Source organism: Streptomyces sp. NPDC085946, assembly GCF_044540485.1.
Lineage (GTDB): Bacteria > Actinomycetota > Actinomycetes > Streptomycetales > Streptomycetaceae > Streptomyces.
Genome location: NZ_JBITSF010000048.1, coordinates 1 through 16,750 on the forward strand (window position 1 = coordinate 1; position 16,750 = coordinate 16,750).

Genomic DNA, 16,750 nt, shown 5'->3' on the forward strand with positions numbered 1-16,750 from the left:
GTCTCCGCCAGATCCAGTACCGCAGCAACCTCATCAACGGATGCCTCGCCGAAACCGGCCTCACCTTGACGACATCACGGCGACAACGTCAGTAAGAGTGCGATTCGTCCAAGCCGGTCGTCCCAAGACGGTTGAAGCCGACGATGCGCGGCAAGACGACGAAGGGGAAGGATTCGCCATCGGGGGTCTTGAGAGCCGCCACGATGTCATCGTCCGGTGTGCCGAATATCTCGAAGTGCTGCACGGTGCAGTGCTCCATTACCTCGCGGATGTACGGATCCGAGAGCCGCCAGTGGGCGCGGATGGCATCGGAGTCGCGGTAGAGCTGGAAGCTGTGCGCCAGCATCCGCTCCTCGTCGATGAAGACCTCGACCATGAGCTGAGGGCCGTGCTCTTGCGCGAATGCCACCGCCTGCGCGATGGCGCGCCGGAAACCGTCGAGGTGACCGTCCGTGATGCGCATGGTATTGCGGAAGAGAATTGTGCTGCTTTTTGTGATCTCCATGCATCGAGTGTTGCGCCTCAACCAAGGTTGAGGTCAAGGGTGCAGTCCAGCCGGGGAACCGGCGACGACACTGAGGCTGCTGATGAAGCCCTGGCGGGCCGCCTCGCGCTCTTCTCCGGCACGGAGGACCGAACAGCACCTCCCACCCGAGCCCAGCGATGAACCGAACATTAAGTTACAAACCGGCCCATTAGATCCAGTAAAGGCGACGGCGACTTACGTCACGGCGACGAGAACACCCAGCTCTGCTGGTGGTTCACGGTAGACACCTGCCATAGCCGGGAGATTTACCACCCGAATCAGACAGGAACCAGCGCATAATGGCTGTCCCGTAAGTACCTTCTGTGGTGGGTGGGGCGTCAGAGGAATGCCAACGGGACGTTCTTCTCGATGCAGAGCCGCAAGACGCCCGCAAGCTGGCGGCCATCCTCGATGTGCTGCTGGAGGAGCTGGTCGCCGCCTTCCCGTGCCCACTGGTCGGTGATCGCTTCCAGCCGGATGAGAATCGACGCGCACTGGGCAGGCGAGAGATCGTCCCCGCCGTCATCGGGGTGATCGAGGAGCGGCTCCAAAGCGGTGGACACCTCGCTCCACGGACGCTCACCGCCGAAACCCGACATCTCGGAGAGATCGAATCCCTCGGCCTCGGCTAGACGCCGACGAAACGCGGCAAAGCCGCTGTAGGCCCAGGACACATCTGGGCTGCTGCTGTCTCCGTCGCCTGGGAACAGAACCAGCCCCATGTGCCCTCCATGCTTGCTGAGCACCCAGGATCGAGGACAGGAGGCAGCACCGGCAACTGGGATGATCTTGGAGTGGCTGGTGTGATCACGGCGTCGGAGCCGTCTTGGACAGCCCCTTTCAGCGGGCTGAGCCCGCGGCAGTTCGGCAAGCTCATCACCGCGTTGCGGCGCGAGGGAGCGGATCCGGTCCGCAAGGGCCGGCCGTGGAGCCTGCCGCTGGAGGACCGGGTTCTGCTGGTCGCCGCGTACTGGCGGACGAACCTGACGCTGCGGCAACCCGCCCCGCTGTTCGGGGTGTCCAAGTCGGCCGTTGACCACATCATCGACTACCTCGGGCCGTCGCTCGCGCTCCAGCCTCGCAAACGGTTCCGCAAGGACGCCGTGCTGATCGTGGACGGCACCCTGGTCCCCACGCGTGACCACACCGCCGCCGAGCAGTCGAAGAACTACCGATACTCGACCAACCACCAGGTCGTCATCGATGCAGACACCCGACTCGTCGTCGCCATCGGCCGGCCGTTGCCCGGCAACCGCAACGACTGCAAGGCCTGGGAGCCGTCCGGCGCCAAGGCCGCAGTGGGCAAGACCACGGTCATCGCGGACGGCGGCTACCGAGGCACCGGACTGGTCATCCCGCACCGCCGTGAACGCGGACAAGCCGAACTCCAGGCCTGGAAAGAAGAGCACAACACCTCCCACCGCAAGGTCCGCGCCCGCGTCGAGCACGCCTTCGCCCGCATGAAGACCTGGAGGATCCTGCGCGACTGCCGCCTCAAAGGCGACGGCGTCCACCACGCGATGCTTGGAATCGCCCGCCTGCACAACCGCACCCTCGCCGGGTGACGGAGACACGAGCAGTCCATCCCGCACGTCAGAGATCATTTACGGAACAGCCCTTGCGCACAAGCATTCACGACGGCCGGCCCTCGGATGCCCCGCTGCTCTCCTGGCGCACATCGTCGCCGTGCTGATCGCGGCCCTGGTGCTCATGGTCATGCTCCACCGCCAGGAGCGTGCGAATGGACGAAACGAGGCAGGAGCCCTGAACAGGACCGCAGCCCTGGCCCGGTCGTACGCACGTGACGTGATGGCGGTCTCGCCATACCCTGCTGGCCAGAAAGCCGTGCGCAGCATCGCCGAACGGCATGACGGCAGGCTCACCTCTTACGCACGCTCGAAAGGCCGGCTGGCCACCACCGTCCGCTTCTTCGGGGAGTACGAGGACACCACCATGTTCGGCACCTCATACTCCCGGGCCTATCGCTGCTACTCCGTCGTGTTCCGTAAGGACGCCGCGGGCGCCCCGCAGGAGAAGACAACCCGGCTTGAGAAGTGCGACACCGACTGATTCAGCCGCGTCAGTATCGGATGCCCCCCTCGGCGGCCCGAGCGTGCTCATCTGGGACAACTTGAATGTGCACAAGGCCGCCGGCCTGCGGAAGTTCGCCGCCTCACGGGACCGGCTGACCATCTCCTATCTGCCGCCCTACGCACCCGACTCCAATCCCGTGGAAAGGATCTGGTCGCCCCTGTTGAGCCAGAACCGTATCTCGTGAACAGAGCCACCTCCATCGATTCGGTGCGCGGGTTCGCCGCGAAGCCGGCCATCATCTCCCTGCGACGACTTCGAACGTCACTCTGAAACGATCGGTGAGTCGCGAGGATGCCACGGCCCGCCTCTTCCGGCAGGTCATGACCAACGTCATCCCTGTGAACCACATGCGCGTGGCAACCGTCGTACGACTGGATGCCCTCGAGAAGCGACAACTGGACGCGGTGACCATGACCGCGCTTCCACGGGCAACAACGGGAGAGGACACTCATGAAACTGACAGTCAGAACCGCGGTAGTGGGAGCAGTCATCGCCTCCACCGCCGTACTGGCGGCTCCGGGAACCGCATCGGCTGATGACCCCAAGGACGGGGGCGTGCCCCGCTGTTCAGAAGGCAAAATCTGCCTCTTTGACGGCCACAACAACACCGGGGACGTCCTGCAGCTCGATCCGGTGGACATCCCCAACATCGGCTGGGCGTGGAACGACCGGGCCAGCTCGGTGTGGAACCGCAGCGGCGGTCAAGCCTGCATCTGGCTCGATGCCGACTACTACGGCTACCCCTTCAGCATCCCGGCGGGCGCAAAGCAGGAACTCCTGTTCCTCTATGACAACGCGGTGACCTCCATCTCGGTCAGTGGCTGCGGGGGCTGAGCCGGCTGGTTGACCGAGCCCGCCATCCGCTCGCGCTCCGCGGGAGGATGGCGGGCTCGGGCCGGATGGCGTCCTGGATGTGAACGCCATCGGCGAATTCGGCGGTGGTCGCAGATGACCTTGCAGGGGACTGTGATTGATCGTTTCATCAGGTCTGCGGTGAGTCCTGGCAGTCGGGCCGCGTAACGGCAAGGTGCTGCGGGTGTCGGGCGATCTTGTGCCTGATGGCCTGGGGGAGCGCATCGCCTCGCCGCTCCCGCCCCGGCCTCCCCGTCGACGGCGGTACCGCGGGCGGTTGCCGACGGACGACCGTGCCGCGCTGCGTGGCATCGTCCATGCCCTGTACGAGGGCGTGAGCTGGAAAGATGGGCCCGCGGAGCGGACCGGGTGCAGCGGGGGTGACGGCCTGGCGGCGGCTGTAGGACCGGACCGAAGTCGGCGTCTGGCTGCGCCTTCACGCCGTCCTTCTCGCCGAACTGCGGAAGGCTGGCCTGCTGGACATGGATGACACCGCGGTCGACGCTTCGCACGCCAGAGCCCTCAGAAGAGGGCACTGCTTTCACTGATTGCACGGCCTGCCGGCCGTCAGTCGAGCAGCCCCGCCTCCTGCGCCAGCACCGCCGCCTGGACGCGGTTGGTGCAGTCGGTGCGGGTGAGGATGTTGCTGATGTGGGCCTTGATCGTGCCGGGGCTCAGGTGGAGCCGTGCAGCGATCCCGGCGTTCGAGAGGCCGGTGCCCAGCAGCCGGAGGACGTCCAGTTCGGTCGGGGTCAGGTCCGAGATCCGGCGTGCCGCGGTGTCGCTGCCGTGGCCCGGCCGGGCCCGGTGCCACATCCGCTGCTCATCCGATAAGTCACCCGGATACGGCTTGCGTTCACTCACCCGGAGAAGTGCTGGCACCATGCGCCCCGCCGCTGAAGCCGGACGGCCCGCTCCCGCTCCCAGCGCGTCGGAAGCGGACAGGCAACCCTGCCGGACGCCGAGACGTCCCAGAAGACGAGCGTGATCGGGTCTTTCCCCGATGCGCCGGAGCGGAATAGCAACACGCGACAGTCAAGAACCGAACGCCCCGGAGGACCACCGAACATGCAGGTGAATATGGAATGGGTCGACGCACGCGAAAGGCTGCCTCGACCCGGGGAGCCTGTCGCGGCGGCGACGTTCGGCACCTGGCCGCACGACTTCCATGACCGTTCCGTCGCAGGTGAACACTACTGGCTGGTCAGCCCCATGGTTTTTCATGATCTGTACATCCCCATGACCTTCCAGCACCAGTCCGAGGACGACAGCCACTACCACGACTGTTTCGTGGACTCCGACGGCATCATCCGCTACCCCCCGGGCGGACCGAGCGAGGACCACATCACCCACTGGGCGGCGCTGCCGTTCCTGCCGGGGATGTCGGTGCACGTGGCAGGCGGCCCGGAAGCAGGAGCAGCCCTCCGACGAGCCCGCGAAGCCACTGGCCATCGGTAGCCCGCCGCATTCCGAGACGACAGGCGGCGCCTCCGTACCGCGGCCGGCGACCTCCGTCAGCCCTGGGAGAAGCCGACCAAGCCCGAACGCCTCACCCCGGCCCGGGTCCGCCGAGGGTTCAGGAACATCCGAGCCCACCTGCTCTGTCCGGCCCGTGTTCCTCAACCTCGCGGAGCTGGCCCCGGACGACCGCCCGGGACCAAGAACCGCCATCCCGCGCCCCGCTACGACGTTGGTAAAACCGTCAAACGCCTCGAGACCCTCAAGGCCATCGGCAAACCTGGCCGGTCTTGGCAGAGCAAGCTCAGTCGACGGTGAAGGTAGCGGTCTTGTCGTTGAAGGCGGTGTCGCCGTTGTCCGCCGTGGCGAGGGTGGCGACGTGCCAGCGGCCCTTGGCGGCCTCGGCAGCGGTCACCGTGACCTTGTAGGTGCAGCGGGCGGTGTCGTCACCGGCGGGCTTGCACGTGGCCGACTCCACGGCGGCCAGTTCCTTCTCGGTCAGCGGGTTCTTCGCGGCGAAGGGGGAGTCGGCGGGCCAGGCCAGTACCTTGAGACTCTTGACGCCGGAGGCCGCCGTGACGTCGGTCGTGAAGGTGAAGGAGCCCTCGCGGTCTGCGGCCGGGGCCATATAGCGGGCGGTGCTGTTGTTCAGGGCGGGCGGCTGCTCCCCGGCGTGGGCCAGGGCGAACGCTCCGGCACCGCCGAGGACGACGAGTGCGGCGGCCGAGCCCAGGATGATGCGTCGAGACATGTCAGTTCTCCCCCGTGATCGTGTCAACTTCAGCGGCGCGCTTGACTGCGCCGCTGCATCAATGATCACCGCGCGGGGCAGCCCGGCCGTGAGTACGCATACTCAACTATGGATGGTGACTTGGGCCCCTGGCCCTGCCCCTTCGCGCAACTCGCCCGTGCGCGGGCTCTGCGCGGCCGACCACCCGCCGGAGGAATACCAAGGGGACGAGAGGAAACCCGCCGGCCCGCAAAAGCAGTACTTCCGCTCGATGGACAAGTCGCCTGCCGCAGCGGCCCGTACCGGTGGCCGCATGCCGGTGGACAGGGCACCCTCCCCTGTTCGGAACGGCAGAAATCTGATGAACGCTTCCCGTCGGACATCCGGGCACACCACACTCATGACAACGGCCTTCGGCTGGTTCTCCTCGTGACGGAGCACAGGATCAGACGAAGGCCGCCCTCGTGTCCGGCGAATGCCCAGGTGAGTGACCACGTTCGGGACACCGTTCGAGGCCAGAAGAAAAAGAACAAGCTCAGGATGCGCGAGGACTGCATCCACCACCCGCGGGGGACAAGTTGAGAGAGCTGGCCCGCATCGCACCAGAGGTCCGGGACCGGCTCGTCGTTCGGTTCGGAGCCGAGGTGCTGACCTGGTGTGATGAGTTGCCGGCTCTCGTGGACGAACTGGCTGCCCGCTGGGATCTGGCGCTTGTCGCGGCGGGCGGAGGAGGCACCTCGCGGGTGTTCCGCTGCTTCAAGCGGGACACCGGCACCTCGGCGTGGCTGAAACTCACGCCGGAGCCCGGGATTGCCCGGGAGGAAGCCGAAGCTCTGCAGGCCTGGGCAAAGACGCCGTCCGTTGTCACACTGCTGGCACAAGACCTGGCCGCCGGAGCCCTGCTTCTGGAGGACGTGGAGCCGGGAATTCAGGTGAGCCAGCGTGTATGGAATCTGGTCGAGGTCGCGGCGCTGCTGCGGGACCTGCGGGCTTCTGCTCCCGCGCCGAGTGAGCACTCGGTACTGCGGCTTCTTTCACACCGCGTCGACTTCATGTTCGACTTGACCGACCGCAGGCTGGCAGCGGGCGACGTGAACGATCCGGCTGCCCCGAAGGTGCTTCGGCAGGCGCGAGCGGCAGCCCTGGGACTTGCAGGCAACGGGCCTGTGAGGCTCGTGCATGGTGATCTCCACCCGGCCAACGTGCTGTCTGGTCCGGGCGCCCGCTTGGTGGCGATTGATCCGAGGCCGACGTGGGGCGACCCGGACTTCGACGCTGTGGACTGGGTGCTGGAAGGAGTTGCAGACCCAGCCGTGCTGGAGCAGAGGGTCGAGGAGCTGGCGGCGCTGGTTCCCGGCATGTCTCCTCGTCGTGTGATGGGTTGGTGCCGAGCCTTGGCCGCCCTCATCGCGGTCCCCAGGAGATGTGCGGGGCGGGACGACGCGGAGACTCAGTTCCTCATGGCTCTGGCCGACGGCTGAGTGCTCCGCCAGCCTCAGCCGATCTCGTGCCCTGGTGCCTGTCAGCCGCTGTGATCGCCCGGAGCATAGCTCTTCCAAAGGGCTCCGGCGTCGGCGGCGATACGGGTGGTGCTCTTGTCGTAGCAGCCGACTGCCTGAGCGATGACGGGGGCAGGGGCCTGGAGGACGAGCCGGCGGATGGCGGGGGTCCGGCCCTTCTCGGTCGGAATACCGAGTTCACGGAGTGTGTCGCGCAGGGGGGCGGGTTCATGGGCTGGCTCGCGCGGCGGCCGGGGAAGAGCCAGGGCGAGTTCTGGTTAATGGCGGGGGTGCCGGCGGGCAGGGCTTGGAGGTGGTTGAGCAGGAGGTCGGCCACGGGCTCAGGCACTGGGGTGGGCGGGTCGCCGAGCCGGAGTGCGACGTGCTGGCCGTCGCGGAGGACGTCGTCGACTGGCTTTGTCCATGAGAACGGACAACAGATGTTGACCACTTCGGGAGGCGTCTGCCTCCGCTTTGTTCGATGTACACAGCCTGGGCGGCTCAGCTCCAGAGGGCGGCCGCGATGGGCTGGCTGTCAGCCCCCTCTGCCAGCATGCTGCCGTGACAAGCACACGTGATCAGCGTCCCGCCGACACCACTCTCGACTTCCTGCGCTCCGTGTTCTCACCGGAATGGCGCGAGCCGGCGCTCGGGCATGAAGCCGTTGCAAAATGGGAGCAGGAGAACGGGGTGGTCCTGCCGGAGCCGTACAGGACCTTCATCGCGGAGGTCAGCAACGGATCGAGCCTGGGTCCCGCCGGCGACGGCGGTCTCCAGCCGCTCGGCTGGCTGCCCGACACGTGGCCCGACCTCGGCCCGCGGCAGCCAGGGGAACTGTTCCCTCTGGAGGCAGCTTGGCCCTGGGAGGACGACGAGAGTGCCGACCCGGAAGACCCGCGGATCGACGCCGCGTTCAACAAGGGGTCCATTGTCCTCGGGGCCGAGGACGGGCAGGCGTTCTGGCTTCTGCTGACCACCGGTCCTCGCCGCGGCGAGGTGTGGATGGTCGCCGGCGTCGGCGCCGTCCCGACGCCCGGTGACAAGGCATGGGGCTTTGAGGAGTGGGTGCGGCATTGGCACACCGGCAACGGCTGGTGGGACTGAACGCTCAGTCATGGGCAGTTACAGGGGCGGTGATGTTCGAATCCGCGGTGCCTCCCGAAGGGGTGAACACCTGCTGCCCGGTCTCATGGGTAAGGCCACCCAGGAGTACGCCGACAGGCCGGGTGCACCCCGGCGAGCCCCCGTGTGTTCCCCGAGCGCCCGGCCCAGCGTGGCAGCAGATGCGCGCCGGGTGTTCAGCGGCTTCGGCCCGGGCGCTGTCGACGGGTGTGCTGCGGGGCGCGGCGGGAGCGGCGCGCGGGTGCGGTGCGGCTGTCGGCCTCGGTGGGGCCGGTGGAGGGTGAGCAGAAGCCGCCCGGAATGCCGGGTCCGGTGGCCGGTGCCTGCATGGTGGGCTGTCCGGCAAGGAGTTGGGGGCGCGGGCCAGGACGGCGGCGTGCCGGGCGGCGAAGGCGCGCAGCATCGCCAGGTTCTTGGAGCGGGGCGGCATCCGGCAGGTGGGGGTGCTGCAGGAGACGGTGGCGGAGCGGTCGCTGTGTCCGGTGATCCGGACCGTCCAGGCCCGCCCGGGGACGCGCTCGGTGGGGGTTTCGCTGCAGGCGGTCGTCACGGCCGTCCGTTCTCGTTGCTCGATGGGGGTGTCGGTCCGCTATGGGATACCCACCCAGTGGCCGTGCAGCATTTTCCCGTCGGGAGCGGCGCGGGTGCGGGGCGGTGAGTCGGCCGGCTGGTGCGGCATCCCGCCCCGCGGATGGCCGCGGGGCGGTCGCGGGCGGGCAGTATCGGGGGACCAGCGAAACAGAGGCGGCCCCGGGGGGAGAGGGGCAAGGATGCGGGTGACGTGGACGGCGACGGCACTGGAGTCGTCGGGGCGGCACTGCGTCGTGGAGAGGGATTCGGTCCTCGGGGAGTTGGCGGAGCACTTCGCCGAACTGCGCTCCCACGGTCAGGGGTACCTTGAGGTCCGGCCGTCCGGTGGTGAGTTCTCCCGGCTGGCTCTTGGCTTTCGAGGTGACCGGGCGGTCATCCATCTGCTCGACGATGCGGAGCGGTCGTTCCTGCTCGTCGGGGACGGCAGCGTCGCGGCGGATGCCGTGGTCGACGTTCCGGTCATGGACGATTTGGCCGCCTTCAGCGGCGACTTCGTCCTGACGGTCGATCGTACGTGGTCCCTTGTGGGCCTCTTCATCCGGACAGGGGTGCCGGGCGCGCTGGGCCGGTGGTGCGAGTTGTGACCATGGCACCGTCACCGCCCGGGACACCGACCAGGGGCGGTCCGGGAGTGGCCGGGGCAGCGTCCTGTGGAGACGCGGGCCTGGCCGGGGCGCGTTGTCCGGTGGCCGGGGATGCAGGGGTGAAGCGGGCGGTAGGCGGGCGGCGCGTTCGGCGGTGGTGCGGGTGCGCAGGTCTTCCGGACGGCGCTGGATGCGGGCGTGGGTGTAGAGGTCGGCCGCGTCGGTGAGGTGGCCCCATTTCTCGGCGTCCAGTCCTGCGGTGCGCGGGCCCAGGATGTCGGGGCCGGCACGGTGGTGGCAGCGCCGGTGGTCACCGAGGGTGGTGAACAGTTTGAGGTAGGCGTGCTGTTGTCGGCGGCCGGCCGGAGCGAGAGCCCGTCCCGCGGTGAGGATTCGCCCTACAGGTGCGGGTAGTCGGTGTAACCGCGGTGGTCACCGCCGTAGAAGGTGGCGGGGTCCGGTGTGTTGTAGGGCCCCTGGGCGGCCAGGCGGGCGGGCAGGTCGGGGTTGGCGAGGAACAGCGCCCCGAAAGCGATCATGTCCGCGGTGCCGTCCTGGATGAGGGCGAGTGCGTCCGGGCCGGTGGGGTGCGGATGGGTGAGCGGGTTGAGAACGAACGTGGAGGGCCAGGTCTTGCGCAGGCGTGCGGTCAGTCCCCGGTCGGTTCCTTCGATCATGTGCAGGTAGGCGAGGTTCAGTTCGCCGAGCCGGGTGACCAGCGTGGTGTAGGTGTTCTCCACGTCCGCCGCGTCCTGCTCGGCGATGTCGTTGTAGGGGTTCGCGGGCGAGATGCGGAACCCGGTGCGGTGGCCGCCGATCGCTTCCGCGACCGCGGCGGCCACCTCCAGACCGAAGCGGACCCGGCCGGCGGTGTCACCACCCCAGCCGTCGGTGCGCTGGTTGGTGTTGGGTGCGAGGAACTGGTGGATCAGGTAGCCGTTCGCGCCGTGGATCTCCACCCCGTCGAAGCCGGCCGCGATCGCGTTGCGTGCCGCGTCGGCGAAGTCGGCGATGGTGCGGGCGATGCCGTCGGCGTCGAGTTCCTGCGGGGTGACGAAGTCCATCGGCCCCTGGTGGGTGAACACCTGGCCCTTCGCCGCGACGGGTGAGGGCGCGACGGGGCTCAGCCCGGGAGGCAGCAGGCTGGGGTGGCTGATGCGGCCGGTGTGCATCAGCTGCGCGAAGATCACCCCGCCCTCGGCGTGGACGGCGTCGGTGACCTTGCGCCAGGCCCTCACCTGCTCCGGCGAATGCAGGCCCGGCGTGTCGGGATAGCCCTGGCCGACCGGTGAAGGCTGTATCCCTTCGGTGACGATGAGACCGGCGCTCGCGCGCTGGCTGTAATAGGTCACCATCAGGTCGGTCGGGGTGGCGCCCGGCCCGTAGGCCCGGCTCCGGGTCATCGGCGCCATCACGATGCGGTTGGCCATCGACTGGCCGGCCACCTCGATCCGGGCAAACGCGTTCGTCATGGAAATCTCCTTGTTGTCGCAGAAGGAGGGAAGAGAAGAAGAGCCGGCTGCCGCGTGACCGGCCTGCGAGCCGTCCGGGCGCGCCGGTCCCGGGCGGTGGGGCTGTGCCGGCGGGTCCGCGACGGCCGACGTGCGGGTACGCGCGTCCCCGCCCGCCACGGTTGTGCGCCACTCGTGCGTGAAGGCGAGGCGTCCCCCTGGGGCCCCGGCGGCGAGGGCTGCCCTCGGGCGAGCCCTCGCTCCGCACAGGACAGGGGACGGTCCGCCCGGCAAGCGGGCCGGCCTTCCGTTCCTGCTTACTCGGCCGGGGACTGCCGGCTGCGGTCCCTGATCGCCTTCTCGATGATGTGCGCACACGTGGTGAACACTTCGACCTGCTCCGGAGTCAGGTCGCGCACGGAGATCTGCTCGAGGGAGCGCCACATGTCGGCGATGGGCTTCTCGAGGGCACGGCCGGCATCGGTGAGACGGACCACCATGACCCGCCGGTCATGGGGGGCGGGCTCCCGGGTGAGCAGCCCTGCTTCCTGCATGCGCCGCAGGGACTTGGAGACGGTGGAGTGGTCGAGACCGACCCGCTCCAGCAGTTCCGCCTGGGTCAGGCGATCGTGGTCGAAGAGCTGCATCAGCAGCAGTTCCTGTCCCGGGTGCAGATTCATGGCGCGCAGCATGGCGGCGGCATGGCCGCGGTGGGCGCGGGCGAGCTGGAAGACGGCGTAGCTCAACGGCCCCTCGCCCGCCGCGTTCGGCAGCTCCGATGAGGTGGTGTCTGACATTGCTGCTCCCTCGAGACCCGGAGAGTCGGTGACGGATTAGTCGACGGTGAGGACGATCTTGCCTCGATTGTGGCCCGCGTCGCTGGCCTGCTGGGCCTTGGCCGCTTCGGCGAGCGGGTAGGTGGCGCTGATCGTGGTGACCAGTGTGCCGTCCGCGGCCTGCTGGGCGAGTTCGGCGAGGCGGGCGGCGGAGCGGCGCTGGGGGCCCTCGGCGAAGACGATGCCGAGTTCGGCGGCGCGGAAGTCGGCGGTGGTGACGATCCGGTCGGTGCCACCGCGCAGGGCGATGGAGTCCTCCAGCGCGCCCTTGCCCGCGGCGTCGAAGACGGCGTCCACCCCTTCGGGGGCGACTTCACGGACCCGCTCGACCAGGTTGTCCCCGTAGACCAGCGCGGTCGCGCCGAGCGAGGTGACGTACTCCTGGTTGGCCGGTCCGGCGGTGCCGATGACGCGGGCGCCGCGGGCGACGGCCAGCTGAACGGCGATGGTGCCGAGCGCGCCGGATGCGCCGTGGATCAGCAGCGTCTCCCCGGAGGTGACGCCGAGCAGGTCCAGGACGCGTTCGGCGCCGTCGGTCGCCACGGGGAGGGCGGCGGCGTGCTTCCAGTCCAGGCCGGCCGGCTTGGGCGCGAGGACGGCCGCGGACGCCAGGGCGTACTGCGCGTAGGAGCCGGTGTCGGACCAGCCCAGCACCTCGTCCCCCACCTTCAGGTGGTCGACGCCCTCGCCGACGGCGTCGACCACACCGGCGATCTCCCCGCCCGGCACGGCGGGCAGCGTGGTCGGGAAGATGGCCTCCATGCCACCGGAGCGGATCTTGCCGTCCACCGGGTTGACGCCGACAGCCTGGACACGCACACGGACCTGGCCGGGGCCGGGCTGGGGGACGTCGATCTCCGCCTCGTGCAGGACCTCGGTGCCGCCGAACGTGTCGAAAACGATGGCCTTCATGACTGCTCTCCTCTGAGTGGGATGCCGCACCGGCCACATTCTGTGGCCGACCACATAAAAGTAGCACCGTTTGTGTGGCTAGCCAAGTAATTGCTGCGAGGAGGATCCCGGAAGCGCTCCGCGACCGTTTGCCGACAGGTGTCGCGCGGTCCGGTGAACTCGGACATTTCGCGTGCCGGCGTGGTGCTGACCGTGCAGATCCGATGGTGACTGCTGACAGGGTCGGACAGCAGAGGGGGCCCGGTCCTCCGCACGGGAGGGACCCTCGGTGGCGAACCTGGTCCACAGGCGGGTCTTCTCCGCCGATCAGCAGCCGACCGCCCGGCAGAACCTCGTTCCGAACGAGGCCGGGATCGAGGATCCGGTCGTCCTTGGGGGAGGGCCCCGGCATCTCCGGCCGCCTCCACCCCCTCCAGCGGCCGACCGGCTCCGGGACGGCGGCGGCGCATCTCACGCACGGGGGGTGCGATGATCAGGCCGGTGGTGCAGCCGACCGTGCCGCGGCGGTGCCGGGCGGCAGCCTGGTACGTGTGACGGCTCGGTTCGCGGTGCGCGGCGGTGCAATGGCCCGCGACGGGAACGCCTCGCCCGCTCCGGTGAGCGGGCGGGCGGGCAGGTCACGAGGTCCGCGGCCACGTCGCCGACGCCCTGGCCCGGGGTCGTCCCGGCGATTCCGGTCGTGCTCCTGGCGCGTTGCCCATGACGAGACACCAGCGCCACGGAACTGATCCGCGTAACGGCGGACTTCACCGATGCGCCGGCCCTCCCCGGCGTCGATCATTGCCGGTGGTGCGGCGCCGACGAGTCGCACCGCGGACCGGCGCTGTCGCACGGGGGATGCTCCAGGCCGCGGAGCCTGGCGCGGACCTCGTCGGCTTCGGGGCGGCCCAGTGCCTCCAGGGTGATCAGGGCGTGCTGCCACGCGGTACGGGCCCTGTCCGTCTCGCCGGTCGAGTGCAGCACGTCGCCGAGACGGGCGAGGGTACCGGCTTCGTTGGGGGTGTCCTGGAGGTCGCGGAAGAGGCCGATGGCGTACCGGTAGCAGGTGGCCGCCGTCCGGTCGTCCCCGAGCCCGTGGTGCGCGTAGCCCAGGGTGTTCCAGGTGGCCGCCTGCCACCTGAGGTTGCCGACCTCCCCGTGCAGGGTGAGCGCGTACCGGCCCAGGGCGATGGCCCGGGTGTGATCTCCGAGCACGGTGTGGCACCAGGCGATCGCGGAGATGCTCTGGGCCGTCCCGGCGCGATCTCCGGCCGCCCGGTGGAGGGCCAGGGCCCGCTGGGCGTGGTCGCGTGCCTGCCGGTTGTCCCCGCCGCGGTGGAGTGCCATGACGAGGAGGAGGCAGACACCGGCCTGTGCGACGGTGTCCCCGAGCTCGCCGTACAGCTCGAAGGCCCGGTCGATGTGGGTGCGGGCGTCCTCGTGGCCCAGCTGGACGTAGGCCGCGCCGAGACACTCGTGCGCCCTGGCCAGGCTGGCGAGGTCGCTCTGCCGCTCCGCGGCGGGCAGCGCCGTGTGCTGGACCGTGACCTGGTCGTGCCAGTACCCCCTGCGCTCCAGGTAGGGCTGGAGCAGCCAGGCGAGCTGCCAGGCGTGGGAGTCGAAGCCGGTCTCGCCGGCCAGGTGGACGACGGCCATCAGCACCTTGTGCTCGGTGGTGAACCACTCCATGGCCTGCCCGTGGTCGACGGGCTCCTCCGGCAGCACTCCCTCGCCGAGGGGGCCGGGGTCGACGTCCGCCCGGTGGGGAGCGATCAGACGGGCGGCCGCCCGGGCGGAGCGCAGGTAGTGCTCGCACATCCGGTGCAGAGCGGCCCGTCGCTCCTCCGCCGGCGTGTCGGCGTCGAGCAACTCGGCGGCGTAGGCGCGCAGGAGGTCGTGCAGGACGTAGCGGCCGGGCTCGTGCTCGGTGAGCAGGTGCGCCGTGGTGAGCTCGGTGAGCAGGTGCCGGGCCTCGCGGGCGGGGAGGCCGGCGAGGCCGGCGACGGCGGGCTCGGACAGGTCGGGCCCGGGGTGCAGGGCGAGCAGCCTGAAGAGGCGGGCGGCCGGGGGAGTGAGCACCCGGTACGACCAGGAGAACACCGTCCGCGCGTCGCTGAACGCGTCCATGTCCCGGAAGCCTTCGAGACTGCCGTGCGTCCGGCGCAGGACGGCGGCGATGGAGGCGAGGCTGAACGTGGGGTGCGCGGCGGCCCGCGCGGAGACCACGGCCAGGGCCAGGGGCAGCTTCGCGCACAGGGTGACGATCTCCTCCACCGCGTCCGGCTCCGCCGCGACCCGGTCGGGGCCGAGGCGGCGGGCCAGGGCCTCGCGCGCCTCCGCGGCCGTGAGCGGCCCGAGGGCGAGGGGCCTGGCGCCGCTGGCCGCGACCAGACCCCGGAGCTGGTCGCGGCTGGTGATGACGACCAGACAGTTCGGCGCGCCCGGCAGCAGGGGCCGGACCTGCTCCGCGTCCCGGGCGTTGTCCAGCACGATGAGCATCCGTTTGTCCGCGATGAGGCTGCGGTAGAGGGCGGTTTGGGCGTCGAGCCCCGCCGGGATCCGCTGCGGGGCCACCCCGAGGGCGCCGAGGAAGCCCCGGACCGCCTCGGCCGGGCTCATGGCGGACTCCTCCGGGCCGAAACCGCCCAGGTTGACGAAGAGCTGGCCGTCGGGGAACCGGTGGGCGACGCGGTGGGCCCAGTGGACGGCGAGGGCCGTCTTGCCGACGCCGCCCATGCCGTTGATCGCGCTGATCACCATGGTGGGGGCGGACCGCCGGTCCGGCTCGGGCAGGAGCGCCAGGGCGCGGTCGAGTTCCGCGCGGCGCCCGACGAACGTCGACAGGTCGGCGGGGAGCTGGGCGGGGCGGGGCGTGGTGGGCGGGGACGGGGCTGCCCCGGTCGCCGGGAGCGCGGCAGGGGATCGGGGTGCGCTGTCCGGGGCGTGCGGTCGCCCGTCGCCGGGCTCGTCCTGCTCTCCGCCGCGGAGGTCCGGCCGCTCACCGGTCCAGTTCCCGCCGGTGACGGGGAGCCGGGTCCCCGGGGTGCCGTGGCGCGGCCCCGGGAGGGGGTCCGGAGCGGCGTTCGGGCAGAGCGCGGAGGTGTCGTGGCGGAGGATGGCCAGGTGTATCCGCCGCAGGGCGGGGCCGGGTTCCAGTCCGTGGTCGTGCGCGAGGAGTTGACGGACCGCCTCGTAGCGCTGAAGGGCCTCCGCGGTCCGGCCGGACAGGTAGAGGACGCGGATCAGCAGGCTCCACGCCGTCTCGCGAAGGGGATGGCCGGCGGTCAGTTCCTCCGCGGCGACGACGGCCTGTTCGAGCCGGCCCGCCCGCGCCATGGCCGTGGCGCGGATCTCCTGGGCGGCGAGTCGCACCTCGTCGAGCCGGGCGATCTCAGCCAGGGCGAACGCGCGGTCGTCCGCGTCCGCCAGCGGTGCTCCGCGCCACAGGCCCAGTGCCCTCTCGATCTCCTGGCGGGCGCTCGCCACGCGCCCTTCGTCGAGCAGCCGCCGCCCCTCTGCCACGGCCTGCTCGAAACGGACGCTGTCGCGGGCCTCCACGGGGAGGCGCAGGGCGTACCCCACCGGATCACTGACCAGGACGCGGGACCGGCCGCGCCGGCGACGGTCCGGTTCGAGAGCGGCACGCAGCCTGCTGATGTGGGCGTGCACCGAGGAGACGGCGCCGGCCGGCGGACGGCCCTCCCACAGGTCCTCGCACAGCCGGTCCATGGCCACGGAGCGGCCCTCTTCCAGCAGCAGGCGGATCATCAGCACACGCCGCATGCGGGGACCGAGGTCGAGCGGCGCCCCGGCGCGGACGACCGTCAGGGGGCCGAGAAGTCCTATCGCGTACTCGGTTCCGGGAGCTGACTCATTTCGGCCTTCTGCGGAGTCGTTTTTCGTCATCACCACTCAGGGCCGGCTCTTTTGCGGCGCCGGCTACCTCCGTTTCTCCCCTTCTCGGTGCGCGGGACAAGCAGCGCACAAAGCATGTTCACGCGGTCGTCGTCCATTGATTGTCCTCTTGTCCCGCACCCGCCCGAACTTGTCCGTGGGACAAGGGCCGGCGTTCCGCTTGCAGCGGGACTGCAAGCGGAGAGCAAGACGTGACCAAGG

Annotated in this window: 15 protein-coding genes and 3 pseudogenes; 10 read left to right on the forward strand and 8 right to left on the reverse strand. The window is 69.8% G+C overall.

Annotation, left to right across the window (positions count from 1 at the left end; genetic code table 11):
* Positions 1-88: 88 nt before the first annotated feature.
* Both ACIF8T_RS39405 and ACIF8T_RS39410 read right to left on the reverse strand, forming a co-directional pair.
* Complete coding sequence (locus ACIF8T_RS39405; RefSeq protein WP_400042172.1) at positions 89-505, reverse strand: hypothetical protein; 417 nt, start codon at positions 503-505, stop codon at positions 89-91.
* Between the two features lie 359 nt (positions 506-864).
* Positions 865-1,248, reverse strand: coding sequence for a hypothetical protein (locus tag ACIF8T_RS39410; RefSeq protein ID WP_400042174.1), 384 nt, complete (start codon positions 1,246-1,248; stop codon positions 865-867).
* A 72-nt stretch (positions 1,249-1,320) separates the two neighbouring features.
* Between ACIF8T_RS39410 and ACIF8T_RS39415 the strand changes: the two genes are divergently transcribed.
* The 5 genes and pseudogenes from ACIF8T_RS39415 to ACIF8T_RS39435 all read left to right on the forward strand — a co-directional run.
* A complete protein-coding gene (locus ACIF8T_RS39415; RefSeq protein ID WP_400042176.1) occupies positions 1,321-2,091 on the forward strand; it encodes a transposase in 771 nt (256 codons plus the stop codon).
* Between the two features lie 121 nt (positions 2,092-2,212).
* Entirely contained in the window at positions 2,213-2,596 is a 384-nt protein-coding gene (locus tag ACIF8T_RS39420) for a hypothetical protein (protein ID WP_400042178.1), read from the forward strand.
* Between the two features lie 25 nt (positions 2,597-2,621).
* Positions 2,622-2,780, forward strand: a pseudogene (locus tag ACIF8T_RS39425) (transposase); the annotation flags it as partial.
* A 290-nt stretch (positions 2,781-3,070) separates the two neighbouring features.
* Entirely contained in the window at positions 3,071-3,454 is a 384-nt protein-coding gene (locus ACIF8T_RS39430) for a peptidase inhibitor family I36 protein (protein WP_400042180.1), read from the forward strand.
* A gap of 202 nt (positions 3,455-3,656) precedes the next feature.
* Positions 3,657-4,005: pseudogene (locus ACIF8T_RS39435) on the forward strand (transposase); the annotation flags it as partial.
* Between the two features lie 34 nt (positions 4,006-4,039).
* Here ACIF8T_RS39435 and ACIF8T_RS39440 read toward each other — a convergent pair.
* Positions 4,040-4,288, reverse strand: a complete 249-nt coding sequence (locus ACIF8T_RS39440; protein WP_400042182.1) for a response regulator transcription factor — start codon at positions 4,286-4,288, stop codon at positions 4,040-4,042.
* A gap of 252 nt (positions 4,289-4,540) precedes the next feature.
* On the opposite strand from ACIF8T_RS39440, the gene ACIF8T_RS39445 reads away from it, so the two are divergent.
* Entirely contained in the window at positions 4,541-4,930 is a 390-nt protein-coding gene (locus tag ACIF8T_RS39445) for an AQJ64_40280 family protein (protein ID WP_400042183.1), read from the forward strand.
* Between the two features lie 39 nt (positions 4,931-4,969).
* Positions 4,970-5,248, forward strand: a pseudogene (locus ACIF8T_RS39450) (transposase); the annotation flags it as partial.
* Here the strand turns inward: ACIF8T_RS39450 and ACIF8T_RS39455 are convergent.
* Positions 5,235-5,681, reverse strand: coding sequence for a DUF5707 domain-containing protein (locus ACIF8T_RS39455; RefSeq protein ID WP_400042185.1), 447 nt, complete (start codon positions 5,679-5,681; stop codon positions 5,235-5,237). The pseudogene ACIF8T_RS39450 and the gene ACIF8T_RS39455 sit on opposite strands and share 14 nt — an antisense overlap.
* A gap of 557 nt (positions 5,682-6,238) precedes the next feature.
* On the opposite strand from ACIF8T_RS39455, the gene ACIF8T_RS39460 reads away from it, so the two are divergent.
* From ACIF8T_RS39460 to ACIF8T_RS39470, 3 genes are all read left to right on the forward strand, one after another.
* Positions 6,239-7,141 (forward strand): aminoglycoside phosphotransferase family protein, encoded by a 903-nt coding sequence (locus ACIF8T_RS39460; RefSeq protein WP_400042187.1) that lies wholly within the window; start codon positions 6,239-6,241, stop codon positions 7,139-7,141.
* 579 nt (positions 7,142-7,720) lie between these two features.
* On the forward strand, positions 7,721-8,263 hold the full coding sequence (locus tag ACIF8T_RS39465; protein WP_400042189.1) for an SMI1/KNR4 family protein: 543 nt from the start codon (positions 7,721-7,723) through the stop codon (positions 8,261-8,263).
* A 788-nt stretch (positions 8,264-9,051) separates the two neighbouring features.
* A complete protein-coding gene (locus ACIF8T_RS39470) occupies positions 9,052-9,456 on the forward strand; it encodes a hypothetical protein (RefSeq protein WP_400042190.1) in 405 nt (134 codons plus the stop codon).
* A gap of 398 nt (positions 9,457-9,854) precedes the next feature.
* Here ACIF8T_RS39470 and ACIF8T_RS39475 read toward each other — a convergent pair whose 3' ends face one another.
* The 4 genes from ACIF8T_RS39475 to ACIF8T_RS39490 all read right to left on the reverse strand — a co-directional run bounded on the left by ACIF8T_RS39475 (position 9,855) and on the right by ACIF8T_RS39490 (position 16,540).
* On the reverse strand, positions 9,855-10,928 hold the full coding sequence (locus ACIF8T_RS39475; protein ID WP_400042192.1) for an alkene reductase: 1,074 nt from the start codon (positions 10,926-10,928) through the stop codon (positions 9,855-9,857).
* A gap of 296 nt (positions 10,929-11,224) precedes the next feature.
* Positions 11,225-11,704: a MarR family winged helix-turn-helix transcriptional regulator gene (locus ACIF8T_RS39480; protein WP_400042194.1), complete on the reverse strand. Its 480-nt coding sequence runs from the start codon at positions 11,702-11,704 to the stop codon at positions 11,225-11,227.
* Between the two features lie 36 nt (positions 11,705-11,740).
* Positions 11,741-12,655 carry an NADP-dependent oxidoreductase gene (locus ACIF8T_RS39485; protein WP_400042195.1) on the reverse strand — a complete coding sequence of 305 codons (915 nt, stop codon included), beginning with the start codon at positions 12,653-12,655 and terminating at the stop codon, positions 11,741-11,743.
* 777 nt (positions 12,656-13,432) lie between these two features.
* Positions 13,433-16,540 carry an AfsR/SARP family transcriptional regulator gene (locus ACIF8T_RS39490; RefSeq protein WP_400042200.1) on the reverse strand — a complete coding sequence of 1,036 codons (3,108 nt, stop codon included), beginning with the start codon at positions 16,538-16,540 and terminating at the stop codon, positions 13,433-13,435.
* Between the last annotated feature and the right edge of the window lie 210 nt (positions 16,541-16,750).